General features: G+C 68.8%; 22 protein-coding genes and 1 pseudogene. 15 read left to right on the forward strand and 8 right to left on the reverse strand.

The genetic code is table 11. The annotated features are described in order from the left end of the window. Positions 1-195: 195 nt before the first annotated feature. Positions 196-885, reverse strand: coding sequence for a hypothetical protein (locus tag ACFY3I_RS18480; RefSeq protein WP_390861489.1), 690 nt, complete (start codon positions 883-885; stop codon positions 196-198). A gap of 120 nt (positions 886-1,005) precedes the next feature. Between ACFY3I_RS18480 and ACFY3I_RS18485 the strand changes: the two genes are divergently transcribed. Genes ACFY3I_RS18485 through ACFY3I_RS18495 form a run of 3 tightly spaced genes read left to right on the forward strand, consistent with a single transcriptional unit; the run spans position 1,006 to position 5,097 of the window. Continuing rightward, positions 1,006-2,415: a transcriptional regulator gene (locus tag ACFY3I_RS18485; RefSeq protein ID WP_390861490.1), complete on the forward strand. Its 1,410-nt coding sequence runs from the start codon at positions 1,006-1,008 to the stop codon at positions 2,413-2,415. Further along, positions 2,415-4,259 (forward strand): DEAD/DEAH box helicase, encoded by a 1,845-nt coding sequence (locus ACFY3I_RS18490; protein ID WP_390861491.1) that lies wholly within the window; start codon positions 2,415-2,417, stop codon positions 4,257-4,259. The genes ACFY3I_RS18485 and ACFY3I_RS18490 overlap by 1 nt, the downstream gene beginning before the upstream one ends. Continuing rightward, positions 4,243-5,097 (forward strand): protein NO VEIN domain-containing protein, encoded by an 855-nt coding sequence (locus tag ACFY3I_RS18495; RefSeq protein ID WP_390861492.1) that lies wholly within the window; start codon positions 4,243-4,245, stop codon positions 5,095-5,097. Before ACFY3I_RS18490 ends, ACFY3I_RS18495 begins: the two co-directional genes overlap by 17 nt. On the opposite strand, the gene ACFY3I_RS18500 is transcribed toward ACFY3I_RS18495, so the two are convergent. The 3 genes from ACFY3I_RS18500 to ACFY3I_RS18510 all read right to left on the reverse strand — a co-directional run bounded on the left by ACFY3I_RS18500 (position 5,094) and on the right by ACFY3I_RS18510 (position 9,093). Further along, positions 5,094-7,103, reverse strand: a complete 2,010-nt coding sequence (locus ACFY3I_RS18500; protein ID WP_390861493.1) for a DUF262 domain-containing protein — start codon at positions 7,101-7,103, stop codon at positions 5,094-5,096. The two genes, ACFY3I_RS18495 and ACFY3I_RS18500, sit on opposite strands and share 4 nt — an antisense overlap. A 167-nt stretch (positions 7,104-7,270) precedes the next feature. Next, positions 7,271-7,738: a very short patch repair endonuclease gene (locus tag ACFY3I_RS18505; protein ID WP_390861494.1), complete on the reverse strand. Its 468-nt coding sequence runs from the start codon at positions 7,736-7,738 to the stop codon at positions 7,271-7,273. 344 nt (positions 7,739-8,082) lie between these two features. Then, entirely contained in the window at positions 8,083-9,093 is a 1,011-nt protein-coding gene (locus ACFY3I_RS18510) for a hypothetical protein (RefSeq protein ID WP_390861495.1), read from the reverse strand. 77 nt (positions 9,094-9,170) lie between these two features. Between ACFY3I_RS18510 and ACFY3I_RS18515 the strand changes: the two are divergent. Beyond that, positions 9,171-9,462: pseudogene (locus ACFY3I_RS18515) on the forward strand (DUF1905 domain-containing protein). Positions 9,463-9,508: 46 nt separating this feature from the next. Here the strand turns inward: ACFY3I_RS18515 and ACFY3I_RS18520 are convergent. Beyond that, the gene (locus ACFY3I_RS18520; protein ID WP_390861496.1) at positions 9,509-10,981 is read right to left on the reverse strand and encodes a beta-1,6-galactanase; all 1,473 of its coding nucleotides are present in this window, start codon (positions 10,979-10,981) and stop codon (positions 9,509-9,511) included. Between the two features lie 249 nt (positions 10,982-11,230). Here ACFY3I_RS18520 and ACFY3I_RS18525 point away from each other — a divergent pair, with 249 nt between their 5' ends. From ACFY3I_RS18525 to ACFY3I_RS18545, 5 genes are all read left to right on the forward strand, one after another. After that, positions 11,231-12,019, forward strand: a complete 789-nt coding sequence (locus tag ACFY3I_RS18525) for a class E sortase (protein WP_390861497.1) — start codon at positions 11,231-11,233, stop codon at positions 12,017-12,019. Between the two features lie 111 nt (positions 12,020-12,130). Continuing rightward, positions 12,131-12,442, forward strand: coding sequence for a hypothetical protein (locus ACFY3I_RS18530; protein ID WP_390861498.1), 312 nt, complete (start codon positions 12,131-12,133; stop codon positions 12,440-12,442). Between the two features lie 7 nt (positions 12,443-12,449). Then, positions 12,450-16,820 carry an RHS repeat-associated core domain-containing protein gene (locus ACFY3I_RS18535; RefSeq protein WP_390861773.1) on the forward strand — a complete coding sequence of 1,457 codons (4,371 nt, stop codon included), beginning with the start codon at positions 12,450-12,452 and terminating at the stop codon, positions 16,818-16,820. Continuing rightward, positions 16,820-17,278, forward strand: a complete 459-nt coding sequence (locus ACFY3I_RS18540) for a hypothetical protein (protein ID WP_390861499.1) — start codon at positions 16,820-16,822, stop codon at positions 17,276-17,278. Before ACFY3I_RS18535 ends, ACFY3I_RS18540 begins: the two co-directional genes overlap by 1 nt. A 1-nt stretch (position 17,279) precedes the next feature. Next, a complete protein-coding gene (locus ACFY3I_RS18545; RefSeq protein ID WP_390861500.1) occupies positions 17,280-18,179 on the forward strand; it encodes a hypothetical protein in 900 nt (299 codons plus the stop codon). Positions 18,180-18,198: 19 nt separating this feature from the next. On the opposite strand, the gene ACFY3I_RS18550 is transcribed toward ACFY3I_RS18545, so the two are convergent. After that, complete coding sequence (locus ACFY3I_RS18550) at positions 18,199-19,614, reverse strand: MFS transporter (protein WP_390861501.1); 1,416 nt, start codon at positions 19,612-19,614, stop codon at positions 18,199-18,201. Between the two features lie 68 nt (positions 19,615-19,682). On the opposite strand from ACFY3I_RS18550, the gene ACFY3I_RS18555 reads away from it, so the two are divergent. The 4 genes from ACFY3I_RS18555 (at position 19,683) to ACFY3I_RS18570 (ending at position 22,430) form a co-directional block, all read left to right on the forward strand. Then, positions 19,683-20,210, forward strand: coding sequence for a winged helix-turn-helix transcriptional regulator (locus tag ACFY3I_RS18555; RefSeq protein WP_390861502.1), 528 nt, complete (start codon positions 19,683-19,685; stop codon positions 20,208-20,210). Positions 20,211-20,254: 44 nt separating this feature from the next. Beyond that, positions 20,255-20,575 carry a DUF6412 domain-containing protein gene (locus ACFY3I_RS18560; protein WP_390861503.1) on the forward strand — a complete coding sequence of 107 codons (321 nt, stop codon included), beginning with the start codon at positions 20,255-20,257 and terminating at the stop codon, positions 20,573-20,575. A 135-nt stretch (positions 20,576-20,710) separates the two neighbouring features. Continuing rightward, positions 20,711-21,439, forward strand: coding sequence for a YidC/Oxa1 family membrane protein insertase (locus tag ACFY3I_RS18565; RefSeq protein ID WP_390861504.1), 729 nt, complete (start codon positions 20,711-20,713; stop codon positions 21,437-21,439). 133 nt (positions 21,440-21,572) lie between these two features. After that, positions 21,573-22,430, forward strand: a complete 858-nt coding sequence (locus ACFY3I_RS18570; RefSeq protein ID WP_390861505.1) for a fumarylacetoacetate hydrolase family protein — start codon at positions 21,573-21,575, stop codon at positions 22,428-22,430. 97 nt (positions 22,431-22,527) lie between these two features. On the opposite strand, the gene ACFY3I_RS18575 is transcribed toward ACFY3I_RS18570, so the two are convergent. Then, entirely contained in the window at positions 22,528-23,028 is a 501-nt protein-coding gene (locus tag ACFY3I_RS18575) for a heme-degrading domain-containing protein (protein ID WP_390861506.1), read from the reverse strand. Next, positions 23,028-24,098, reverse strand: a complete 1,071-nt coding sequence (locus tag ACFY3I_RS18580) for a Gfo/Idh/MocA family oxidoreductase (RefSeq protein WP_390861507.1) — start codon at positions 24,096-24,098, stop codon at positions 23,028-23,030. Before ACFY3I_RS18580 ends, ACFY3I_RS18575 begins: the two co-directional genes overlap by 1 nt. Before the next feature lie 48 nt (positions 24,099-24,146). Here ACFY3I_RS18580 and ACFY3I_RS18585 point away from each other — a divergent pair, with 48 nt between their 5' ends. Both ACFY3I_RS18585 and ACFY3I_RS18590 read left to right on the forward strand, forming a co-directional pair. Beyond that, the gene (locus ACFY3I_RS18585; protein WP_390861508.1) at positions 24,147-25,268 is read left to right on the forward strand and encodes an ROK family protein; all 1,122 of its coding nucleotides are present in this window, start codon (positions 24,147-24,149) and stop codon (positions 25,266-25,268) included. Between the two features lie 389 nt (positions 25,269-25,657). Then, entirely contained in the window at positions 25,658-26,620 is a 963-nt protein-coding gene (locus ACFY3I_RS18590) for a hypothetical protein (protein WP_390861509.1), read from the forward strand. Positions 26,621-26,690: the final 70 nt, after the last annotated feature.

Genomic DNA, 26,690 nt, shown 5'->3' on the forward strand with positions numbered 1-26,690 from the left:
AGGTTTTGCGCTCGGCTCACTATCACAGCGGGCACCTGTTTGAACACAGATCCCAAAGCAGCACCCTAGTCGTCGATCTTCGACGGCGTCACCCAGTTGTAAGGGCGAGCCGTGCGCGATTTGAGAGTCTACGGTGGCCTGCTAGCGTCCATGAAACGCGCACGGATGAAACGTGGCATAGCGGGCACGTAATGATCACCCCTCAAGGATTGCCCGTACTTCGTCGCGAGCATCGGCCGGAAGCCGACGGTAAGCGTTCCATGCCCGGTCCAGGGCGGTGGAGCCTCGCCGTCCGCGCTCGATCCACCGCAGGAGCCGACGCTGGTCGCTCGGATCGAGCGTCTTGATATCAGCCACCGCTTCATCGGCCCGAGCGAGGCTGCCGTCACTCCCCGCCCTGCAACGCTTGCACTCCGTAACAAGTAGCGTTCGCTCCCGGCCGTCCGGGAGTACCGTCTCGCGGCGGGCGACGGATAGCACGGCGGTCTGGTTTGAGTCGTCTAGATACGGCTCGCCCCCGGAGATGCCGCAAATGGTGCACATGTAGTTATCGCGGGCCATGACTGCCTGCTTCTCCTTGTTGGAGATGGCCTTCTGCGGGGCCGCAGCGCGGCGGGCCGCAGGGTCCCAGACAGGGACACCCTCCGTGATGAACCGCTGGTCTTCAGCCGTCAGCGTGGCATCCTCGGAGTTGGTGAGGAGGACCCACCCGTAGTCGCGGAGATCGCGTATGCGTCGGTCTGCCTGCGAGATCCCCGGAAAGGCGTCGCGAATCTGCTCCTTGGTGAAGGTGTTCCCCTCGCCGATCACCTGGACGAGCCAGAGTGCCCCGCGGACCATGGTTCCTGCCTTGAGCTCGGGGTCGTTCCAGGTGGGCGCTGTCACTGCGTGCTCCGCTCTCCAAGTGATCGAGACGTTGATTGTGGAACATCGGCATACCCTGTGTCAGCGGGGCCTGCAATGATGCTGCTGCACGCTGCGTCTGGCTCGTTGGAGGCTTTGGTTATGGCTGTGAAGTTCGGCGTCCCTCCCGAGGGTGAGAAGATTCGCTCGCTGGTGGACGAGCGGCTGAAGCAGGCCATGGCCGAGGACGGTGCGAAGATCACCGTGGAGTGGCGCGGTGAACAGAAGCACCTGCATGTGATTTCCATGCCAGTCGACATGCTGTACTTCAACCCCGACACCCACCGCATTCGGGCACAGCGGACCCTCAACCCTGAGCGCAACCGGGTCCTGGAGGAAGAACCGTGGAGTGAATCCGCGCAAACGTATCTGCATGACCTGCTGCGTTGTCGGCCCTCGAACCCGAGTCAGACGGACCCGGACTATCTGGCGCTGCAGGACGAGCTGGACGACGTGGGCCAGAGGGAGCCCGGCATCATCAGCCCGGATGGCATCCTCGTTGACGGCAACACCCGTTGTGCTGCGTTGAAGGACCTGGGCATCAAGAACATCCGTGTGGGAGTTCTTCCCGCGGACACCTCGCGCCGGGACATCAACAGTGTCGAGCTGGCTCTGCAGTTGCGCCGTGACAAGCGCCGGGAGTACTCGTACATCAACCGCCTCATCGCGATCGAAGATGAACTCGCTGACGGCCGCCGTGAGGAGGACGTCGCGCGTGACTTCAACATTAAAAGGACCACGCTCCAGCAGGACCGCTGGGTGTACCAGCTGATCAAGGACGCGATTGACCGAAGCCAGACTGCCAACGGTGCTGTTCTGCGGCTGGTCGACTTCGAGGACCACCAGGAGAAGCTTCGCGAGCTTCACCGCGACTACACCAAGCTGGCCAAAACCGATCCGGACGCCGCAGAACAGCTCAAGGAGTCGCGTCTGGCTATGGTGGTGCTGAACTACGCGAAGACCACTGTGCGTCTGGCAGAGGCTGACTTCCACAGCCGGTACCTCGAAGAGCGACTGCCCAGTGAACTGCGGCCTGCCACCCAAGAATCAGCTGCTGTGGCGATTCCTGGTCTGATGGGTGTATCGATCCCGGATGCCACAGCCGCAGTCAAGACCACTCGCGCTCTTACGGATGTCCTGTTGCAGGCGAAGGCCACGGCGCAGGCCGGCGACACTCTGAATGGCGCGACCGTGACCCAGGCTGATGCGTTGATCAAGTCGGCACGCAAGACCTTTGACGCCGCTGTGAAACTGGCCGGAGCAAACGCGGAGCTGCAGAAGCGTCAGGTAGCTGTCCCCGAACGCCTCACGGATGCCGCTGACTACGTCAACCAATGTGCCGCCGAGTTCGCCGAAGCGAAGGCGAAACGGGCACTTGACGAGGACGCCTTCGACGATGCCCTGCTCACCTTGAAGACTAGTCTCGCCAGGCTGGCAAAGCAGGCGGGACGGACCTTCAGCTCTCCCGGTAACGGAGTTGCCTGGTTGCTCGATTCCACTCGGGAGAACTGATGGCGGGGCAGTCCGTTGCGCCTAGCCTGGAGATCGGTTTCGGTGACGGCGTTACCCGAGCGCGGCTTCGGGCCGGGACGGGGCATGAGAGCGACCTGCGCCGCTTGGCCCTTCGGTTCCAGAGTAGCGTGCAGCGCTCACCTGGAACCATGGAAGTCGAGATCGATGACCTCCTGACGAACCTCGTCGCGCTCGCCACGTGGCCTGAGCCAAGCAGTGTCGCCTGGGACCCTCAACTGGCGGCACTGGCTACAGATTCCGCTGTAGACGCCCAGACGGTCGCCAAGCGTCTGGACCCGACAGCTGGCAGAGACGAGGAAGTAAAACCGGACGATCTGGAGACTCTGCTCGGTTCAGAGTGGGTAGCGGATCTCACGGTGTTCCAGCGCCGGGATATCGCGAAACTGCTCTCTCTGCGACACGGGGCTAACTTCTCCGTCCCTGGAGCTGGCAAGACACGCGTGGGTCTCGCGGTATTCCACTCTCTGCGAAGAAGCAAGGGGATTGAGCGTCTGCTGATTGTGGGGCCGAAGTCATGCCACGAGTCCTGGCAGTACGAGAATCAGAAGTGCCTGAGTGAGCCCCTCGGCATGGATGTGTTCTCCAGGACCGCCGATCCGGGTGCAGACGCGCTCATTGTTAACTATGAGCGTCTGCGCCAGGACGGGATCGTGAATGAGCTTGGCCAATGGCTGGCCGCGAGGCCGTCGATGCTCCTGCTTGACGAGGCCCACCGGATGAAGCGCGGGGCCGATGGTACGGATGGGGCTGCCTGCCTCGCTCTCGGGCCGCGAAGCACACACCGGCTCATCCTCACGGGGACGCCGGCCCCTAACGGCGTGAAGGATCTGGAGAATCTGTTCGGCTTCGTATGGCCTGGACACGGACGGCAGAAGGTGATCCAGGCAGTGGCTGGCGGTGATCTTGCCGAGGCGAGCCAGGTTCTGCGTCCGCTGTTTACTCGCACCACCAAGGGTGAGCTTGGTCTGCCACCTGTGTCTACCAGTCTGACGACTGTGCCACTGCCGCCCTTGCACCAGGAGGTGTACGAGGCACTCGTTGGACGGTTCTCTGCCCGTGCAGCTGGTTCGGAAGGTGACTTCCTCGCTCTGGGCAAGGTCATCGTCTACATGCTGATGGCGGCGACCAGCCCCGCGTTGCTCGCGGTCGGCACTACACGATATGAACCGTTGTCTTATCAGGTACCACCTCTCACCGTGCCTGAGGGAACGCCCCTCTTCGAGCTGATGCGGGACCTGCCGAGTTACGAGATGTCGCCTAAATACCGTGAAGTACTTGCGATCATCAGCCGGAACGCTGCTCAGGGGCGGAAGACCCTCGTCTGGTCGACCTTCGTTCGGAGCCTCAACACGCTGGAGCGCATGCTCAGCGAATTTTCGCCTGCTCTGGTCTATGGCGCACTGGGCGACGCTGACCGCGAAGCGGCAATCAAGCGGTTCCGGTTCGATCCCGATTGCATGGTTCTCCTGTCTAATCCCGGCACCCTGGGTGAGGGAATTAGCCTTCACCACCACTGTCATGACGCGGTCTACGTGGACCGAGACTTCGCGGCAGGTCGCTTCCTTCAGAGTCTCGACCGAATTCACCGGCTTGGCCTCGCTCCAGAGACGGAGACACGGATTACGGTGCTCGCCTCCGAGGGGACGATTGACGAAGTCGTTGATCAACGGCTCAGTGACAAGCTTCACTTCATGGGAAGCATCCTTGACGATCCAGCCGTCCAGCAGCTCGCCGACCTTGAGGAAGAGCCGGCTATCGGCGGTGGCCTGGACCACCGAGATCTTCGGGCACTGATGGGCCATTTCCGTGCCTACGCCGCCTGAACCGATTCTGCGTGCGGCGCTCCGCTGGCTGGAGAAACTCCCAGCCAGCGGAGCCGCTCGGGTACGTGCGCTGTTCACTACGCACACTGATTTCAGCGACATCACACCGACCCAGTACGACGCGGCTTACGCCTGGCTCCGGGAAGTAGGGCTGCTGGGCGGGGCAAACAGCGACGCACCTGTGAACTTCAGAGTATTCGAAGCCGCAGTCGCCCAGACCCGAGTGCCATGGTTCAGAGACGCTGACCTGCTCATTCGCGGGCCTGGCGAACTCCCTGAAGACGCTCTACGTGCGGCCGAGGCCCTCGGTATCAGTCCAGATGAGGCCTACGCGCAAGTAAATACCGCTTGGGGGAAGGTGGATACCGAGGAGCGCGCCCGGATCGGGTCGGCAGGCGAACTGGCGCTTCTTGAGATGCTGTCCGAATCGGCGGAAGGCCGGGTGGAGCATGTCGCTGCGTGGTCCGATGGCTATGGCTACGACATCTTTGTGGACGCCCGCCACCACTCCGCGCACCTGGAAGTGAAGACTACGGTGCGTATGGGGCGGCTTACGGTATACATCTCGCGCAACGAATACGAGACCATGTTGCGTGACCCCGCCTGGGAACTGGTAACGGTCCGTCTCACGCCCGAGTTGAAGCTGAGAGCAGTGGCCGCGGTGCCCAAGGATTGGATCGCGGATCATGTCCCCTCGGACCGGACTGCTCGCGGGCGCTGGCAATCGTGTCGGCTTGACATTCCCCCTGAGGTGCCCGTGCCGGGCATTCCGAGTGTCGCGCCGATGCTCGTCGCAGCCGCGCCAGAAGTACTCAGGGGGGTTCCGGTGCGGTGCTAGGTCGCCTTCCGCAGACCAATGTCCGAGAGCAGGAACTCCCATGGCTCCGCAAGCCATTGATCATCGTTCGGCTCTGGACACTCGGCCAGGGGCTGAGCGTCTTCGAACGCATCCTTGGCCGCGGTACGCCATTGGTCGAGTGAGCCCCGGATGATGAAGGGGCCGAGGCCAAAGGTCACGCTGCCTTCGTCGTCGATGCGCAGCGGAGCTGTCTCGTCTCCGACTGGAACATCGCTGGCCAGACCAGTCGCTGCAGCGTCGAGCGCGCCTTCGAGGTCCGAAGGATCAATCCACCCGATCCAGCTCTGACCATCGGCCTCGGCCACTGCGGCCAATACGCTTCGGCCGGCTCCGACGTAGCCCGTGAGCACGAGCGACCGGGGCGCAGGAGCGTCCAGGGCCTCAACGCGTTGAGTCAGGAAACCGGGGCGGAACTGGTCGAGGAGCTTGGTGATCCGTTCAGCCAGAAGAGTCCTGCGGGCAGCCAGGAAATTCCGGTATCCCTCGGAATCAAGCACAGCAGGATCGTTCGGAATCGCATGTGCGGCTCGGTCGCTCGCGCCAACACTTTGGAGGTAGGCGGCGGGAGAACGGTTACCGATAATGTTCTTCGCCGTTTGCTCGGAAACGAACACGATATTAGCGAGTTCGTTGATCTCGGCAGATGAGTACGTACTACCGTAGCTGCGCAGCTTCGTGGCCGGGTGTACAAGGCTGTACTGCGGCTTACCGGATCTGTCGATACCTCCGGAGATAGGCCCTCCGTCCCACCAGTCGGTGGCATTGGCGTGGGCTGCAGCGAGGTAGCAGAACATCAAGTAGGGGCTCTGATGGTTTCGCCCAGCCAGGTCGCTGGCTGTCACGGAGATCCCGCCTTCGTGGATGCCCAGATTGGCGAGCAAGGCTGCCACAGGGTCCTCAGTGTCGAGCATTCTGATGTCTTGGGTCAGTGCCGTGTCCGAGGCGCCGCCGTACCTGTTGCGAGCGGTAGCGGCCAGGAACCAGTACAGAAGGCCGTTTTCTACATCATTAGTGATCGCTCGGTCCTCTGCGTGCTGCCCGTAGTAGAGAATCAGGGGGTAGAGGGCGGCGAGTGATGGAACCAGGGCTGTCGTTGGGATGAGGAGCTTCTCTTCAAGGAGAGGCACGACACGGGCGAGCCCCTGTTGGACCTGCTCCCACCCTGCTTCGACCGTTTCCCTGCTCGCTGCCGTCAGCTTGGCAACGGATGCCAGGCGCTTCCCCGTGGTAGACAGACTCAAGGTCAGTGCCTTGATGAGGAAGTTGACGTCAAGGGCTCCGTAGCCATGGTCGGCCCAGCGAGCTGATTCTGCTTCCAACTGCCCCAGGAAGCCGGGCGTGCGTGCAGAAAGTGTTGCGAGCGCGAGATCGGTGGTCTTAAGGGCGCGTCCACCGCTATTAACGCGGACGAAGATGTCGGCGACTTCCTCGTATTCGAAGTCGTGCAGCACTTCCATGTGGAAGTCTCGTTGAGTGATCTTCTGAAGTGCGCTCAGGCGGCGCCCAATCTCAGGATCTGGGATGGCGAGTCCGGCGCCCTTGAGTTCGCCATGGATCACGAAGACATCGGCATCGGGACCGACGACGTCGTACACCTTGATCCATTTTTTGTTTCGCCGAGTGGCGGCGCTTTGATTCTGGAAGGCCTCTGTCTCGATGTTGAAGACGACCTGGGCCTCTGGGTGATCGGTGAGGACACGGAAGAGTGATGTGAGCCTCTGCTGTCCGTCCAGCAGGTAGAGGGGCATGACGCTCGGCAGGGCTTGAGACATCCCGATTGCCGCACCCCGAGTCTCAGCAGGCTGGCCGGTCTTCCAGAAGAGGAGAGAGCCTGCGGGGTATCCGCGATAGAGAGACTCGATGAGTCTGGCAACCTGCGATGCCTTCCACACGTACCCCCGCTGGATCTCGGGGAGCATGATCTCCCCGGCCGCAATCTGCGTGATGAGCGTCCGGACGTCGCGGTTTGTGCGCTCGACCGCCACCTAGCCCCCAGTGTTCCCCGCGGCCGCGGCTGAATGGCCCGCACCCGCTGCTCTACGCGAGCCCAGCCAGACGGCCTCCCCCACAGAAGCCGCCGATGCCACTGAACTCGTTGGAGACAGATTAGGGGAGGCAGACGAACCTGTGGTGTGGCTGAGGCATCACAGTTTCAACGCGAGGCCTTGCCGGCCTGTGCCTTTCTGTCCGCTACGGCCTTGCAGACCACGAGCGAGCACACCTCCGCCGACTCGTGCTCCCAGAAGCGGAGTACTAGCCACCCTGCATCCCTGAGCCGCCGATCCGTGTCGCGGTCGCGCTCCATGTTGCGCAGGACCTTCCCTGACCAGTAGCCGGAATTCGTCTTCGGCGGAACGTAGTGCTCAGGGCATCCGTGCCAGTAGCAACCGTCGATGAAGACCGCTACCTTCGCTGGACGGAAGACCATGTCCGCAGTCCTGCGGAGGTTTGGCAGAGGGCGGGCCGCTACGCGATACCGAAGGCCCTGGGCGTGCACGAGGCGGCGGATCAGCTTTTCTGGCTTTGTGTCGCGGCTGCGGATCGCCTGCATGTTGCGACGCCGGGCTGCGGACGAAGCCCAGGAACCTGCCGGCGCTTCCCATTGCGGATCATCGGGCACGCGAATGAGCCTAGTCCCAAGTCCGCTGTCGCGAGGCCGCAGGCAAGCATCGAGCAGTGTCCAAAACGGCACCGTTGGGCCGTCCGCTTCCGTGCCAGTGTCGTGCCTCCCCGCCCCGCCTCAAGGGCGCTGCCGCTACACGTGCGCGTCGGCTGCGCCGATGGCACTGCGGGCCACCCTTGACCCGGGCCGCTCATGCACGGGGTGGAAGCGAGCGGGCGGCCCGGGGGAAGTGGGCGGCTTGCCGGAGTATGCCGTGGGGGTCGGCTGCGTTCCGGGGCGGCGTTGGGGCATGTTGCGCGCGTGGGGGCACGCCGGGCCGTCTCAGCGGGTGCGGAGGTGGTCTACGAGCCGTGGCAAACGTCGTACTGCTCGCTCTCGCCGCACCAGCACTCAGACGCCCGCTGCGGCGGCCAGGCCACCGCACGCCCCCGTGCCGCCAGTGTCGTCGCGTACTGGGGGAGGAGGGTCATGTCGGACGGGGACGAGCCCTCCGATGCCGCGAACGCCTCGTACGACGGGACCGTCGCCGTGACGATGCCCAGGTTGGCCGTGCCGGAGGCGGAGAGTTCGCGTAGCGAGGACTCTATGGTCGAGAGGTGCTCCGGGTGGGAGGGGTACTCGGTGGAGAGGTCCGGGTACGCCGTCAGCAACTCGCGCAGTTCCTCCGCCGGCCAGTGCAGGACCGCCACCGGGAAGGGGCGGGACAGGGCCTCGCGGTAGGTGCCCAGCTCCGCGCGGAGGCGGGAGATCTCCGCTGCCAGTTCCGCCGGGTTGTCGGAGCCGAGCGACCACACCCGCTTGGGGTCGTGGAGCTCGTCCAGGGAGACCGAGGACGAGTGGAGGGTGTCGGCGCGGGTGTCCCAGTCGTCGTGGGGCAGGCCCAGCATGCGGCGGACCCGGTGGCGGCCGAACAGCACGGGGTGCGTGGCGCGCGGGGGCTCCGTCACGTTCGCCAGGAGCAGCGTCGCCGCCTCCGTGAACGTGTCGTGCGCCGCCTCCAGCTCGTCGTGGGCCTCCAGGGACTCGGCGACGATCACCCAGGGGGCCGGGTCCCGGGGAGCGGTGACACGGATGCCGTCGATGATCGCGCGCGCCTCGGCCTCGTGGTCGTACTCCCACAGGTTCGAGGCCTTGAGGGCCCGGACCAGCGGCGCGTTCTCCAGGCTGTCCGGCGTGGACAGCAGGCGGTCGTAGAGCGCGGTCGCGGCGGGGCGGTCGTCGGACAGCTCCAGGTGGGCCGCGGCCTGGAGCAGCAGGGCCTCGGCGTCCTCGGGGTAGAGGCCGGCGGTCCGCTCCAGGCGTGCCGCTTCGGCGGTGTGGTCGACGTTCTCGGCAGGCGTGTCGGGGCGCATGAACGACACGGTACTGCCCGGCGGTGACAAAGAAGAGATAGAGATGGGGGGTAGACCGTCGTGAGGGGAGTCGTTCTGTGGAGTTGGCGTTCGGCGGGCGTGTCGTGGAGTGGCGGGGGCCCGCTCCCTACTACTTCGTTCCGGTGCCCGAGGAGGAGTCCGAGGAGATCCGGGAGGTGGCGGCGATGGCCTCGTACGGGTGGGGGGGTGATTCCCGTCGAGGCGGAGATCGGCGGGGTGGTCTTCGAGACCTCTCTGTTTCCGCGGGACGGCGGGTATCTGCTGCCGCTCAAGAACGCGGTGCGCGCACCGCGGGGGCTGGGCGCGGGTGACGAGGTGCGTGTGGAGTTGCGCGTCCGGTTGCCGTAGCGGTGCCGGGGACACGGCGGGGAGGCGGGCCCCGGCACCGCTGCGTTCAGATCGTCACGCCGTCGATCTGCAGCGTCTGCACCGCCTTCGCCGGGACCGACACGGCCACCGATCTGCCGGAGACGTGCGTGTCCGCGTACGCCTTGTACGCGTCCCCGCCCGTCGTCACCGTGTTCCAGCGGGGGACCAGGCCGCCCGTGCCGCCGGTCACCGTGGTGAAGCCGGAGAGGTCGAAGGTGAGGGTCTGGGCGGAGGTGGCGGTGTTCAGCGCCACGATCACCAGGCGCTTCGCTGACGCGTCGTAGGCGGCCATCGCGTTGCTCACGCCCGTGTCCAGGATCTTCATGCCGGGGCGGATGTGCCGGCTGAACTGCGCCATCACGTAGTACTTGGTGGTGACCGCGCCGGCCGCCAGCGTGTCCGCGTCGTACGCGATCATCGCCCAGTTCGTGGACGGGTCCATGACCTGCCAGTAGACCCAGGCGGTGGGGTGCAGCCAGCGGAAGTCGTAGAGGAGGTTGAAGGCGAGGGTGTAGCCGGTGCCGTCGTCGTCGCCGGTCTCGGAGTTCCACAGGGCCTTGCGGGCGGTGGTGACGACGTCCGTGTAGAGCAGGTCGCGGCGGCCGCCGGAGCCCTGGTAGCCGTGCACGTTGACGCGGTCCACGTAGCCCTTGGTGGTGGACGAGAAGGAGTTCCAGGTGGCGCGGGCCAGGTCGTAGTTCGTCTCGTCCGAGGCCGAGATCTTCGTGCCTGTCAGGCCCCGGCTGTTCAACTCGCTGCGCAGGTGGGGGAGTACGGCCGACTGGACCGTCGCGTCGATGTGGCAGCCCTCCTGGGTGCCGGTCGCCGTCCACCAGGAGGACGAGGGCTCGTTGAAGGCCTCCACCGTCGCGAAGTCCACGCCCCAGTGGTTCCTTGCGTACAGGGCGACGGCGGCCAGGTGGGAGGCGTGCTGGCGGTAGTTCCAGGACTGGAGGTTGTTGCCACCGCCGGCGGCGCCGGACGGGTTGTGGTTCAGGCACATCCACCACATGGGGGAGTTGGCGAACAGCTCGGCCGTCGCTCCCCGGTCGACGGCCTTGACGAGCATCGCCCGCTGCGTCGCGTCCGCGGTCCAGTCCCAGGCCGCGGAGGCGGGGTCCTCGTTGTTCCAGTCCTGCCAGTAGCCCTCGATCTGCTTGAACGCGGGGATGTTCGCGGAGGCGACCATCGACTCGCCGTTCACGCTGTTCCAGCTGCACGCGCCCAGGTTGTATCGGGCGATGTTCAGGCCGAGGCCGGGGAGCGAGGTGTTGTCGTACGTCGTCGACCTGGTGGTGAAGAAGATGTCGGCGAAGTCGTCGCGGGCGCCGAAGACGTTCGCCCACCAGGCCAGGGAGGTGCCCCAGCCCTCCCAGGTGCCGTACGAGGTGGACGGGCTGACGGCGATGGTGGCGTCGGCGCGGGCCGTGCCGGTGGCCAGGGCGCTGCCCAGCAGACCGCCGCCCGCCGCGGCCAGGAGTGTTCTGCGTCGGATCATGGCTGTCTCTCGACCTCTCCGTGCGGGTCAAATGCCTTTCCCCGTAAAGGGGTTGACTCGTCCCCCTCGCATGCCAACAGGAAGCATCGGGTGTGGCGTGTGAGGTTGTCGAGGGTTGTGGCGGTGCTTTCTAAAACCCATGGAGAAAGGGGAGGTGGGGAGGTGCTGTGGCCGGGGGCTCACGCCTCTGGCGACTTGGGCGCGGTCGATCTATCGTGCGGGCCCAACCGGTGCGGCGGGAGGTGTGCGGTGCGGCGGGTCGTGGGGCACGTGGACCGGCGGTGGCGGGCTCGGCGACGGCGGGTGCTGTGGAGCGGGGGCGAACTCCTCGTCACGGTGGGCGTGGTGCTCATGCTGCTCGTCGTGCATCAGCTGTGGTGGACCAACCGGGAGGCGAGGCAGGGGGCCGAACGGAAGGTGGAGGCGCTGGAGCGGGAGTGGGGCGACTCCGGGGGTTCGGGGGGTTCTGCGGGTCAGGGGGCCTCGGGAGCTTCGGGTGGCGGGGCGGCGGCCGGGTCCTCGCCGTCCGCCGAGGGCTCCGGCTCCGGTCGGCGGCAGACGTCGTACACCACCCGGGTCGTCGCCTCCCAGGCGTACGCGATCCTCGTCATCCCCCGGCTCGGCCTCCGCGTCCCGGTCGCGGAGGGCGTCAGCAAGCCGAACGTGCTCAACCACGGGTACGTCGGCCACTATCCCGGAACCCAACAACCGGGTCAGGAGGGGAACTTCGCGCTCGCCGGGCACCGGAACACGCACGGTGAGCCGTTCCGGTACCTGCCACGCCTGCGGCGCGGGGACACGGTCGGGGTCGAGACGAAGGCGGCCACCTACACCTACTCGGTGGACCAGATCCTGCCGCAGACCTCGGCGCGGGACTCGGGGGTCATCAAGGCCGTACCGCGGTCGGTCGTGAAGGCGTCGTACGGCTACGAGGAGCCGGGGTACTACATCACTCTCACCACGTGCACGCCCGAGTTCACCTCGCGGTACCGGATGGCGGTGTGGGGGACGTTGGTGTCGGTGCGGCCGCGAAGGTAGCGGGTCCGCGGACTTTGCCGTCCCTTGGCCCCGGCCATACCTTCCGCATAACCGCTCTCCATAGTGTCTTGGCTTGGCATGTGCACAGAGCGAAGTACGGGGGTGGGCGGCATGTCGGACCTGAAGAAGGAAGCCGCGTCCATGCACAAGGCGGCCTCGGGGCTGCGGGGCGTGGGGCAGCACGCGGCGAAGCCGTTGCAGCAGTTCGAGGCGCAGATCCATGACCTGGGCGCGCTCGGGGCGTTGGGGTCGCTGCTCGGGGCGAAGGGCGAGATAGAGCAGGGCATGACCACTCTGGCCAAGCTCACCAGGCAGCTGGGCGAGGAGTGGGACGCGGAGGCGAAGCTGATCGGTGAGGTGTCCGACGCCTTCGACCTGCTGGACGTGCTGATCGCGGCCGCTGCCCAGGGTGAGAAGGGCTGAGGCGGGCGTGGTCGACCTCAACCCCCTGCACTACGTCAGCAAGTTCAACCACATGTTCGGCGACTCGGTCGCCAGCGGCCTCGAGTTCCTGGGTATCTCGGATCCGGCGGTGGACCCGGACGGGGTCCGGGAGATCGCGAAGAAGTGGCGGAGTCTGGCCACGGGGCTGGACGACGAGGCGACCGCGGCTGAGCGGTCGCTGCGGGGCGTGGAGTGGGAGGGCAAGACCGCCAAGGAGTTCGGCAAGCGCTCCAAGGCGGCCCGCAAGCAGGCCACGGAGATGGCGCACGCGCTGCGCGAGGGCGCCAAGGCGCTGGACGACTTCGCCGACAAGGCACACGAGTTGCTGTCCGAGATCGGCGTGATGCTCGCGGAGATCGTCGAGTTCGAGATCGCGGGTCTGGCGCTGTCGGTGCTGACCGCGGGTGCCTCGGACGTGGCCGCCACCCTGATGGCCGGCGAGCGGGCGCTGAAGGTGGTGGCGCTGGTAGGGCGGATCGAGGAGGAGGGCACCGCCCTCGGCACCGCCGTGCGCGGGATCATGGAGGTCATCCGGGGCGTGGAGCGGGCGCTGAAGGCGCTGAAGGAGATCCGCGGGGTCGCGGCGGTGGCCAAGATGGCCAAGGAAGGCGTCACGTTCACCGCGTTCAGCACCCTGCTGGAGGATCCGGGTGCGTTCAAGGACCCGGAGAAACTGGCCGGCATCCTTGCCGAGGGCGCGGCGATGGGCGTCGGGTTCGGGGTGCTGGGGAAGGCGCTGGGGAAGGGGCTGAAGGCGCTGGGACCGGCTGCGCTGGCCAGGCTCAGCAAGTCTATGGGGCTGGACTGCGCCGCTTTCGAGCGGTTGAAGCTGAACCCGGGGTTCGACAGGCTGCCCGCCTCGATCCGCAACATGGTCAAGACGTTCGTGCGGGACCCGATCGACGTGGCCACCGGTGACATGGTGCTTCCGCTCGTCGACGTGCAGCTCCCCGGTGTGCTGCCCCTGGTTCTGGAACGCACTCATGTCTCGTCCTATCGGTGGGGCGGCTGGTTCGGACCGTCCTGGACCTCCACCCTCGACGAGCGGGTGCAGGCGGACGCGGAGGGGTTCGTGTTCGCGGCGGCGGACGGCACCCGTCTGTGTTTCCCGCCGCCCGATCCGGAGAGCGGCGAACCGGTCCTCCCGGACACCCCCGGCTCCCGGCTGACCCTGTCCTGGGACGAGGAGACCGACGGTGCCGTCCGCGTCAGCGACCCGGACAGCGGCCTGGCCCGCGTCTTCCACTCACCTGTGGCCGCAGCCGGGGACACGGCGGTCGACCTGCCCCTCCAGTACATCCAGGACCGCAACGGCAACCGCGTCACCGTCTCCTATTCCCAGGGCGACGTGCCGGCCGCGGTCGTTCACTCCGGCGGCTACCGCATAGCCCTCGACCACGACCCGGCCCGCTCGCGCATCACCGGACTGCGTCTGCTCGACCCCGCTCACCCGGATCGACCGGGCACCGCTCTTGTCGCCTTCGGCTACGACGATCGGGGCCACCTCGTCGAGGAGACCAACTCCTCGGGGCTGCCGATGCGGTACACCTACGACGCCGAGGGCCGCATCACCTCCTGGACCGACCGCAACGCCAACACCTACTGGTACGAGTACGACGGTCAGGGGCGCGTGATCGCCACGGGCGGAGCGGGCGATGCCCTGGCCTCCGTCCTGACCTACGACGATGTCACGAGGACCACCGCTGTGACCGACTCCCTCGGTCACAGGCGCACGTACGAACACAACGAGTCTCTGCGGCTGGTGCGCGAGACGGATCCGCTGGGCAATGTCACGGCACAGACCTGGGACGAGCGTTCGCGGCTCGTCACGGTCACTGATCCCCTCGGCAACGTCACACGCTATGGCTACGACGAGCAGGGCCGGGTGGCGGCGGTCGTACGCCCGGACGGCCGGGCCACCCGAGCCGGGTACAACGAGATCGGACTGCCGACGTCGGTCGTCGAGACGGACGGGACGGAGTGGCGCAGGGAATACGACGGACACGGCAACCTGATCCGGGTCTGTGATCCGTCGGGAGCTGTGACCAGTGCCAGATACAACGCGCTGGGTCATGTCACCGCGTTCGTGGACGCACTCGGTCACACCACGAAGGTGCACTGCAACGCCGCCGGGCTTCCCGAGCGCATCACGGACCCGCTCGGGGCGACGGTCCACTACGAACGGAACGCGCTGGGGCAGCCCGTCGCCTTCGTCGATCCGACAGGACATGTGACGAGGCTGGAGTGGACGGTGGAGGGAAGACCAGCACGCCGTGTCACGCCTGACGGGGCCATCGAATCGTGGACCTATGACGGTGAGGGCAACTGCACACAGCACGCCGATGCCCTGGGTGCCGTGTCGTACTTCGAGTACACGTACTTCGACCTGCTGGCCGCGCGGACCGGGCCGGACGGTGTCCGTCACGAATTCACCCACGACACCGAGCTGCGATTGGTGAAGGTCACCAACCCGCACAATCTGACCTGGACGTATCACTACGACGCGGCCGGCAACCTGGAGCACGAGACCGACTTCGACGGCCGTACGCTGAATTATGACCACGACCGGGGCGGCCGTCTGAGAGGCCGCACCGATGCTCTGGGCCACACGATCCGACTTGAGCGTGACCCGCTGGGCAAGGTGACCCGCAAGGACGTCGAGGGGCGGATCACGACCTATGCCTACGACCCGACGGGCCGACTCCTCGGAGCCGCAGACCCGGACACGACGCTTTCCCTGGACCGGGACGACTCGGGGCGGGTGCGCTCGGAGACCGTCAACGGCCGAACGGTGGCTTACACCTACGACGAGCGAGGCCGTCGCCTCGACCGCACCACGCCCGGGGGCGCCCGGAGCACCTGGACGTACGACTCGGCCGGCAACCGCACCCGGCTCCTGACGTCCGGCAGGATCCTGGACTTCGGCTACGACCTGGCAGGCCGTGAAATCGTCTGCCAGGCAGGCGAATCGGTCTCACTGTCCCGGGCCTACGACTCCTCGGGACGCCTGACAGACCAGTCGGTGACCGCCGGGAACGGTCGCTTCACCCAGCGACGGACCTACACCTACCGGGCCGACGGTGCTCTGGCCGCCGTCGACGACCTGCTCGCCGGTCCGCGTCGCTTCGACCTCGAAACGGCGGGGCGGGTCACCGCGGTCCGCGCGGCCAACTGGACGGAGACGTACGCCTACGACACGGCGGGCAATCAGGTTTCGGCATCCTGGCCCGCGACCCACCCCGGAGGCGAGGCGACCGGTCGGCGTGAGTACGTGGGTACCCGCATCGCACGCGCGGGGAACGTCCGCTACGAACACGATGCCCTCGGCCGCGTCGTACTACGGCAGATACCCCGTCTCTCCCGCAAGCCGGACACCTGGCGTTACGAGTGGGACCCGGAGGACCGTCTGACCTCGGTGGTCACCCCGGACGGTACGCGGTGGCGCTACACCTACGACCCGCTGGGCCGTCGCACGGCGAAACTACGACTGGCCGACGACGGTGAAACGGTCGTCGAACGCGTCGACTTCACCTGGGACGGCACGACGCTGTGCGAACAGACCAGCACGGCGTCGAACCTTCCCAACGCCGTCACGCTCACCTGGGACCACCAAGGCCTGCAGCCGATAACCCAGACCGAGCGCATCTTTTCGTCCGACGCGCCACAGGCCGAGATCGACTCGCGGTTCTTCTCCGTCGTCACCGACCTCGTCGGTACGCCAAGTGAACTCGTCGACGAGCGGGGGGAAATCGCCTGGCGGACACGGAGCACGCTGTGGGGCGCCACGGCCTGGGCCTCGGACAGCACCGCCTACACGCCCCTGCGGTTTCCGGGCCAGTACTACGACCCAGAGACCGGGCTGCACTACAACTACTTCAGGCACTACGATCCCGAGACCGCCCGGTACCTCAGCGTTGACCCGCTCGGACTTGAGCCGGCGCTCAATCCGGTCAGCTATGTCGGCAACCCTCATATCTGGGTCGACCCGCTGGGCCTTGCCCCGGAGTACGATGCGGCGAAACGGATCCCCGAGATCACGGTGGGCAAGGACCCTCAGGGGAAAGTTCCTTTTGATTCCTATGAGCAGGCCAGAAACAAGGCGCTGGAAATTCTCGGTGACATCGATCCGCATACCCGAGAGCCCTACGAGGGGCGAATGGGGAAGTCGGCTGCCTTCGGGCGTGTCGTCGGTTTCGAAACCCGCGTGAACGGCGAATGGAAGCAGTTCAGAATAGACTACGATCCGGTGAAGGGGCCGCACATCAATGTGGCCGTGGGGAGAGGCGGGCAGCGGTACGCGGTCCGCTGGAACGGGAGTGAGGCCGACATGCTGCGCATTCTGAAGGGAAACACCTAGTGGTCACGTCCAAGGCGTATGGGAGCGCCAGGGGCCGCCTGGATGACCTCATAGGGGTTCTGGAACCGGATGAGCGCAGCCAGTTGATGATCCTTGACGCGGCGGAGAACGAGAAATTCGAGGCGGTGAGCCTGAACCGGTTTCCGCACTCCGAATGGACCGGCATCGACTGGGATCACTCCGCTTTTTCCGAACAGGTTTTCACCTCCGGTGAGCCGGAAGCCGCACAGTTGATAAGCGGTTGGCTTTCCCTGGTGCCCGCCGACGGTCTGGCCGTCGTTTTCTGGGGAAATGTCAGAGTGCCCGCCGTGGCGATGCCGGTTGGGTGTGCGGCCAGAAATGCGGAAGAAATCCTCTACACGAGCGACGATGTATGGCTGTTCGTGGTGGATGAGGGATTCCTGATCGAGTACCTGCATGACGGACGCCTGACCGCGGCACACGTGCCGGGTGTGTGAGGTGTTTACTCCTCCCCGCCCCCTGGACATCGAGGCCGAGTTTCCCGAACTGGCCCGTCACCGGAAGACCGCTACACGGCTGCATCCCCGTCCCGGTACTCCCGGGCCCGACCGGAGTTCCGTCGGCGGTCCCCTTCTGTGGCCGGCCGGTGAGGCGTGGCCGGTCTGCCGGGAGCCGCACCGCCGTGACCGGGGCCGACGGACCGGCGAGACGGGTGAGGAACCGGTCCCCCTCCTGCCCGTCGCCCAGCTGTTCGCCCGGGACGTTCCCGGGCTCGTGGTCCCCGACGGGTGCGACCTGCTTCAGGTCCTGTGGTGTCCGTTCGACGCCCACGGAGAGCAGGCGAGCCCCGGTGTTCACCTGCGCTGGCGCACCGCCGCCGCATGCGTGCCGTTCCCCGATCCGCCGCGGCCGACGGTGGTGGGCGACGAGGGATACGTGCCCGGACCCTGTGTGCTCGACCCGGAGCAGGTCACGGAGCACCAATGGGCCGAGCTGCTGCCGGAGGACCTGCGGCGGCGCATCGAGGAGTGGGAGGAGGCGCTGTGGGAGGAGGCGGAGGAGAACGGCGACGACGTGGACGACGCCTTGTCCTACGACGCCGACTTCGCGGTGGCTCCCGGCTGGAAGGTGGGCGGGTTCGCGCGCTGGGGCGTGACGGGCCCCCAGGAGCAGGTCTGTTCCTGCGGCCGCCCCATGGAACTGCTTCTCGCCATCGGCTCGGCGGAGTGGGAAGGGGTGCGTGGCAGCTGGAGGCCGGTCGAGGAGGTCGCCTCGACCGGTGGCGATGGGGCCGCCGCGAGGACTCCCACGCGGGTGGTGGTCGGCAGGGGCGGCCCGCTCCTCGTCTTCGTCTGTTCGGCGGACCCCGCACACGAACACCGCGTCAGTCTTCAATGAGGCGCGTCGGCGGGACCGGTCAGCTCCGTTCCCGCAGCCCCAGCACCACCCCCGCCGCCAGCAGCGCCAGCCCCGCCGACACCGCCAGCGCGATGTTCGCGCCGTGGCCCGGGCCGGTGGTCGACGAGGTGACGATGGCGATGGTCAGGGCGACGCCCGCGCAGGAGCCGATGTAGCGGAAGGTCTGCTGGGCGCCGGAGCCCATGGCGGCGCGGGCGGCCGGGACCGATTCGACCGAGAGCAGGGGCAGGGCGGCGTTGAGCAGGCCGCTGCCGATGCCGCCCAGGATCAGGCCCGGCAGCAGGCGCTGCCAGTTGCCCGAGCCGATGGCGCCGAGCATGGTCAGGACGCCGATCGCGTGGAGGGTGAAGCCGACCGCCAGTTGCCGGCGGGGCGGGACGCGGCCCGCCAGCCGCTTGGCCTGGAGCGCGACCACGAAGGACAGGCCCGACCAGAGCAGGAACAGCCACGCGGTGTCCAGCGGGGTCAGGCCGAGCACCTGCTGGAAGAGGACCGGCAGGAAGCTGAAGAGGCCGATCACCGCGAAGCCGGTGAACAGGCCGCCGGCGGAGGAGGCCAGGAAGCTCGGGCGGCGCAGCAGGCTCAGGTCGATCATGGGGGTCGGGGTCCTGCGCTCCACCAGGACGAAGACGGCCAGGAGGACCACCGCGGCCAGGAACAGCAGGCCGACCTCGGGCCGCAGCCAGCCGTCCCGGCCCAGGGTGAGCGCGGCCACCAGGGAGACCAGCGCCAGGCCGAAGGTGAGGGCGCCCAGCAGGTCGGGACGGCCGCCGCGCGGGGATCGGGACTCGGTGAGCGCCCGCGGTGACAGGGCCGCCACCACCAGCGTCGCCGCGGCGAGGACGGCGTAGGCCACCCGCCAGTCGGGCAGTGCAGCCGCAAGGAGCGGGCCCGCCGCGATACCGCCGCTGACGAAGGCGCCCCACACGCCCGTGGCGTGCAGTCGCCCGCGGGGGCTCGGGAAGGCGTGCACCAGCAGGCCGAGGCTGCTCGCGAGGATGGCCGCGCTGGCCGCGCCCTGGGCTGTCCGGGCCAGCGTGAACAGCCAGGTGGAGTCGGTCAGCGCGCCGAGGGCGGTGGTGACGCCGAGCGTCAGCGTGCCGAGCAGGAAGATCCGGCGGCGGCCGAAGTCGTCGGCCAGGCTGCCGGCCACCAGGAGGAGGGCGGCCAGGCCGAGCGGGGTGCCGTTGATCAGCCAGGCCTGGGCGGAGAGCGGGGTGTGCAGGTCGGCCGCGGTGTCCCGGAGGGTGACCACCGGGGCGGTGTACGTCATCAGGCTCACGGCGGTGGCGGCGCTGGTCAGGGCCAGGGTGGCGCGGGCGCGGGGCGTCGCCTCGGGGCGTGGCGCCGCGGGCTCGTGCGGGGGGCCCGGCGCTTCGGCCTCAGTGAGGGTTCGTTCATTGAACTCAGCCATGGGAGTACCGTAGCACCGTAGGTTCGTTCATTGAACCTACTTCGGACGGGCTGGCTAAGGTGGTCTCCATGGCACTGGGCAAGGACTACGCGACGCAGGAGTGCTCGATCGCCGCCGCGCTTGAGGTCGTCGGCGAGCGCTGGACGCTGCTCGTCATCCGCGACGCCCTCTACGGCGTGCGGCGCTACAACGACTTCCTCGTGCACCTCGGCATCCCCCGCGCGGTCCTGTCGGCCCGCCTGAAGGCGCTCACCGAGCAGGGGATCCTGGAGAAGTGCCGCTACCAGGAGTCGCCGCCCCGCGACGAGTACGTCCTCACGCGGCGCGGCACCGAGCTGTGGCCGGTGCTGCGCGCCCTCGCCGTCTGGGGGCGCGACCACCGCATGGACCGGCGGCTGCGCTACTTCCGGCACGTGGCGTGCGGCACCGAACTCGGTTCCTACGGCGAATGTCCCGCGTGCGGAACTGTCGTACCCGTCTCGGACGTTGTCGTCACACCGGGCCCGGGACTCGACCCGGACCCGGCGGACCCGGTCAGCCGGGCGCTCCTGAAGCCCAAGCGGCTCCTGGAGCCGCTGGAAACCGATAACGTATGAACTGATCATGTGCGACCGGCGGTAGCCGACAGGGGGGAGCGGGAATGCGCGCGCACGACCGCTGGGTGCTGTCGCCCCGGCCCGTCGCCCTCCTGCTGCTCGTCCTGTTCGGCCTGCTGCTGATCGACTCCGGCAGCCTCTTCACCACCGTCGCCCTCGCCGCGACCGCCGCCGTCGGCTCGGCCCTCGCGGTCGCCGCCTTCCGCGCCGCGCGTTCCGCGCCCGCCGTGCCCCCCACCCGGATCCGCACGGCGATACGCGACCGGGCCCGGCGCACGGCCTTCCTGCCGCAGCGGGACCCCGACGCGAAGGGCCGCAGCCGCCCGCGAGCCCCCGGGCACGCCCTCCCGGCGACCGCCGCGTAGACCACCACACCCGAAACCGGCACCGGCACCGGCATCCGACGGACCCGTCGGACCCGTCGGGGTGGGCTCGCGCGCGTCGTCATGCCGTTCCGCCTCCTCAACCACGGCACGACGAGACCCCCGGAGGGCTCACCCATGTCCGTTTTCGCTTCCCTGGTCGAGCAACTCGCCGACCTGCTGCGGCCGTTCTTCCACGCCTCCGCCGCCGCGGCCGCGATCGTCCTGTTCACCGCGCTGGTACGACTGCTCGTGCACCCCCTGTCCCGTGCCGCCGCCCGTGGCCAGCGGGCCCGGGCCGCGCTCCAGCCGAGAATCGCGGAGTTGCGGAAGAAGCACGGCGGGAACCAGGAGGCGCTGCAGAAGGCCGTACTGGAACTGCACGCGGAGGAGAAGGTCTCCCCGCTCTCCGGCTGCCTGCCCGGGCTGCTGCAACTGCCCGCGTTCTTCCTGCTGTACCACCTCTTCTCCAACTCCACGATCGGCGGCCACGACAACGCCCTGCTCGGCCACTCGCTGCTCGGCGCACCGCTCGGCGGGCGCGGCGTCGAGGCCCTCGGCGACGGGTTCGGGAGCGCCGGCCCGGTCTACCTCGTCCTGTTCGTCCTGGTCGCCGCCGTCGCCACCGTCACCTTCCTGCGCACCAGGAGGGCCGCCGCGGAGGCGGGAACGGGAACGGGAGCGGGAGCGACGGCCGGGGGCGGCGCAGGCGAGCAGTTGCCGGGTCTGGGCGCGGTCACCAGGGTCACGCCCTACCTCTCCTACTTCACGCTGGTCACCGTGGCCGTGGTGCCGCTGGCCGCCGCGCTCTACGTGGTGACCAGTACGACCTGGAGCGCGGTGGAGCGGGCGGTGCTGTACCGATGAGACCCCCACTGTTTACGGTCCAGTACGTGAACAAGGTATTGCCCGCTGCATCCGGATCTTGGAGGATCGACCAGTCCTCCGATGGCTGCACCCATCGGCCGGGCGACTGCTGTCAAGGGAGATGGTGACGACCATGAAGCTGCTGCGAGTCGGTACGGCGGGAGCGGAGCGGCCCGCTCTGCTCGACGCCGAGGGCGTCCTGCGGGACCTGTCGGGAATCGTCGACGACATCGACGGAGCCCTGCTCGCCGACGAGGCCGCCCTCGGACGGATCCGGGCCGCGGCCGGGTCCGGCGAACTGCCCGCGCTCGACGCGGAAGGGCTGCGGATCGGCCCCCCGCTCGGACGCATCGGCAAGATCGTGTGCATCGGGCTCAACTACCACGACCACGCCCGCGAGACCGGGGCCGAACCCCCGGCCGAGCCGGTCGTCTTCTTCAAGGCCCCGGACACGGTCGTCGGGCCGGACGACACCGTGCTGATCCCCCGCGGGTCGGTCAAGACCGACTGGGAGGTCGAACTCGCCGTGGTCATCGGGCGCACGGCCCGGTACCTCACGGACGACGAGGACCCGCTGGCGTACGTCGCCGGGTACGCCGTCGCGCACGACGTGTCGGAGCGGGAGTTCCAGATCGAGCGGGGCGGTACCTGGGACAAGGGGAAGAACTGCGAGACGTTCAACCCGCTCGGGCCGTGGCTGGTCACGGCGGACGAGGTCGGGGACCCGCAGGACCTGTCCCTGCGGCTCTGGGTCAACGGCGAGCTGAAGCAGGACGGGAGGACCGCGGAGCAGATCTTCCCGGTCGCCGAGGTCGTGCGCTACGTGAGCCAGTTCATGGTGCTCCGCCCCGGGGACGTCATCAACACCGGGACTCCGGCGGGGGTCGCGCAGGGAGCGCCCGAGCCGAAGCCGTTCCTGCGGGGCGGGGACGTGGTGGAGCTGGAGGTCACGGGGCTCGGTCGGCAGCGGCAGGAGCTCAAAGACGCCTGAGGGGCAGAGGGGTTGCTCTGCGCGGGCGGGTGCGGGTGGTCCGTGCTCGCCCGCGCAGTTCCCCGCGCCCCTTACGGGGCGCTGTCCCTGGCCGGCGTCACAGGTCCAGGAAACGCTCCAGGGCCTCCACCACCATGCGGTGGTCCTGGAGCTGGGGCAGGCCGGAGACCGTCACGGAACCGATCACGCCGACGTTCTCCACGGTGATCGGGAAGGATCCGCCGTGCGCGGCGTAGGTGTCGGGGTCCAGGCGGGAGGACTCCTCGAACGTCGTGCCCTTGGCCCGGAAGCGGGCCCCCACCAGGTAGGACGCGGAGCCGTAGCGTTCCACCACCCGGCGCTTGCGGGCGATCCAGGCGTCGTTGTCGGGGGTGGAGCCGGGCAGGGCAGCGTGGAAGAGCTGCTGGCCGCCGCGGTGGATGTCGATGGCCACCGGAGCCTGGCGCTCCCGTGCCGTCTCCACCAGCAGGGAACCGAGCGCCCACGCGTCGTCGTACGTGAACTGCCGGAAGACCAGCCGACGTTCCTGCTTCTCCAGCTCCTCCACCGACGGGGTGAGTTCCGGAGTGGACCTGGGGGTGATCTGCGGGTGGTGCATCAGAGGGTCACCGTCACCTTGCCTCGCGCCGAGCGGCGGGCTGCTTCCAGTACGTCCAGGGCGGCGGCCGCCTCCAGGGCGGTCACCGGATTGGGGCCCTCGCCCCGCAGTGCCGCGGCGACGGCCGCGTAGTACGCGGGGTAGTCGCCGGGCAGGGTCGCGACGGCGCGTCCGCCACCGGTCACCGGGGACTCCCCGGCGCCGATCGTGCCGTACAGGGACTCGGGTTCGGCGCCCCAGCCGGGGCCCGGGCGCTCGCCCTCGCGCAGCGCCGCCTCCTGCGGGTCCAGGCCGTACTTCACGTAGCCGGCCTTCGAACCCAGCACCCGGAAGCGCGGGCCGAGCTGGGCCGCCGTCGCCGAGGCGTAGAGGTGGGAGCGGACGCCGTTCGCGTGCGTGACGGCGATGAAGGTGTCGTCGTCGGTCTCGGCGCCGGCGCGGCGGATCACCGACTCGGCGTACACCTCGGTGGCGGGGCCGAAGAGGACCAGGGCCTGGTCGACGACGTGGCTGCCCAGGTCGTAGAGGAGACCTCCGATCTCTGCCGGGTCGCCGGACTCGCGCCAGCCGCCCTTGGGCTGCGGCCGCCAGCGCTCGAAGCGGGACTCGAAGCGCCAGGGGTCGCCGAGTTCGCCGTCCGTCAGGAGCTTGCGCAGGGTCAGGAAGTCGTTGTCCCAGCGGCGGTTCTGGAAGACCGAGAGCAGCAGACCGCGGGCCTCGGCCAGGGCGGCCAGCTCGCGGGCCTCGGCCGCGGTGCCGGCGACCGGCTTGTCGACCACCACCGGCAGCCCCGCCTCCAGCGCGGTCGTCGCCAGCGGGACGTGCGTCCTGTTCGGGGAGGCGATGACGACCAGATCGAGATCGCCGGCCCGCGCGAACAGCTCGTCAGGGGCGGCGACGGTGCGGACCTCGGGGAACTCGGCCTTCGCCTGTGCCTGCCGCTCGGGGTTCGAGGTGACCAGCGTGTCCAGGGCGAGGCCCTCGGTGGCGGCGATCAGGGGGGCGTGGAAGACGGATCCGGCGAGGCCGTAGCCGATGAGGCCGACGCGGAGGGGAGAGGCAGCTGTCATGGCTCCCACTTTGGCAACGCTGTTGCCAAAGTGCAAGCGGCAGGGAGAATGAGTGGCGTGAACAGGACGACGAGGAGCGGACGCCCGGGCGCGGCCGGCGCGAATCTGCTCGCCGTGCGCAGTCACAACACCGCACTGGTGCTGGACCTGCTGCGCACGGCGGGGGAGGACGGCATCAGCCGGCTCGAACTGGCCGGGCGCACCGGGCTCACCCCGCAGGCGGTCAGCAAGATCACCGCCCGGCTCCGCGAGGAGGGCCTCGCCGCGGAGGCCGGGCGGCGCGCGTCCACGGGAGGCAAGCCGGCCACCGTGCTGCGGCTGGTGCCGGAGGCCGGGCACGCGATCGGGCTGCAACTTGACCGGGACGAGCTGCGGGCGGTGCTGGTCGACCTCGACGGCACGGTCGTCGGCGAACGGCAGGGGGAACTGGACCTCGGCGCGGGCGCGGCGGCCGTGCTGGGCGCCGCCGCGGAGCTGGTCGGCGAGTTGCGCGAGGAGGTGCCCGACGAGGTCCTCGGGGTCGGGGTCGCGGCTCCCGGGCCGCTCGACCACACCCACGGGGTGCTGCACCGGGTCACCGGGTTCCCCGAGTGGGACGGATTCCCGCTGCGGGACGAGCTCGCCGGGCGGCTCGGTCTGCCGGTCGTCGTCGACAAGGACAGCAACGCGGCCGCCCTCGGGCTCGCCGTCGGCGGCGAGGGCGGCTCCTTCGCCTACCTGCATCTCGGCACGGGCCTGGGCGCCGGACTGGTGATCGGCGACAGCGTGCACCGGGGGGCGCGGACCGGGGCGGGGGAGTTCGGACACCAGGTCGTCCAGCTGGACGGGCCCCCGTGCCACTGCGGCAACCGGGGCTGCATCGAGGCGCTGTGCCTGGCGGCGGTGGTCGGCGACGACCCGGAGGAAGCGGCCCGGGTGCTGGGCACGGGGGCCGCCAACCTGGCCGCCCTGCTCGACATCGACCTCGTGCTGCTCGGCGGCCGGACGATCGCGGCCGCCCCGGAGACCTTCGTCCGCGGGGTCGCGGCGGTCGTCGACGCCCGCGCCCGCCGGGAGGGCGGCCTCGGCACCACCGTCCCCGTCCGGCTGGCCCCCGGCAGCGACCGGCGGGTCGCCGAGGGCGCGGCCCAACTCCTGCTCGCCCCATTGTTCGGCCGCGCGGACGGGTGACGCGGCTGTCCCGCCGTCCGGACGCCTGACGCCACCGTTCGGCCGCGCGGCCGGCTGACCCCGCCGTTCGACCGCGCGGACCGCTGACGCCGGGCTGCGGCCGCCGGTGCCGTGCGGGGACGGAGGGTGGCGGGCGGCGGCGCCCGTGCCGCGCGGGGACGGAGGGTGGCGGGCGGCGGCGCCCGTGTGCGCGGGCGGTGGCTGGTTGGCGGCGGCCGCCCGTGCCGTGCGGGGGCGGTTGGCTGCGGGCGGTGGCGGTTGGCGCGGGGCTCCGGCGTGGGCCGGGGCCCCGCCGGGCGGTGCGGAGGGGGCCGATCGGGCGGTGTCGGTGTGTGCTCGCGGAGTGGCACCGGTGCGGTCCGGCCGGGGCCCGGCATGATCACATGATCATGCGACTGAGCACGTCACTGTCCCCCTGCCTGGCCGCAGCCGCCGTTCTCGCCCTCGTGCCGCCGGCGACGGCCGCGCCTTCGTCGTCGGCGACCGCCGCACCCGTGCCGTCGGAGACCACCGCGCCCGCCGGCACCTCCTGCGCGGGCGCCGACGAGCAGGGCTTCCCCCTGGCCACCCGCATCCACGACGGCCCCTCGACCTACGAGGCCGGCGGCGGTTACGGCACCTGGTACCTGGACCTCACCAACACCACCGGCCTCACCTGCACCGACGTCCACCCGGTCGTCGTCCTCGTCGACGACAAACGGGCCCTCAAGCCGTCCCAGGCCGAGCTCGAGTTCTACGACGGCCCGCGCAACACCCGTCCGGTGGCCCTGAAGGAGACCGACGAGTCCGAACTGGTCGGTGTGTTCGACGGGAACGACTTCCCGGGGTTCACCGTGGCACCCGGGGCGACCGTCTCGGTGAAGGTCAGACTCGCCGTCGCCTCCGACGCCGTGGCGAACGCGGTCACGGTGAACGCGGCCGTCGTGCAGCGGCGGGGGTCGGACGGGGACTGGGTGGGGGAGTCGAACGACTACCGCTTCGGCATCGGCGGCGAGCCGCCGCCCGCGAGTCTCGCCCCCGCCGTGCCCTCCATCGGCGCGGAGCCCGCCCCGCGGACCGACGTCCCGCAGACCGCCCCGGCCTCCTCCGCCGGGAGCAGCCGGGAGAGCGGCCGCGGTGACGGTTCGGGGACCGGCCCGGCGGCGACCCCCGGGACCCCGGACGCCTCCCCGAACGGCGCTTCGCCCTCCGCCACCGAGGCCGCCGAGGCCGCGGAGGCCGCGGAGGCCGCCGAGCGCGCCCGTGAACTGGCCGGCACCGGCTTCGGTACGGTCCACGGCCTGCTCACGGCCGGCGTCGCCCTGATCGCCGTGGGGAGCGCCGTGTTCGTGCTGGCCCGCAGACGGCGGTGAGCCGCGGCGCGGACGTCCGGCGGGCCCCGGCCGACGCCCCGTATCCGCGCAGGCGGGCGCGGTCTGCGAA

It is taken from the genome of Streptomyces sp. NPDC001068 (assembly GCF_042897315.1).
GTDB lineage: Bacteria > Actinomycetota > Actinomycetes > Streptomycetales > Streptomycetaceae > Streptomyces.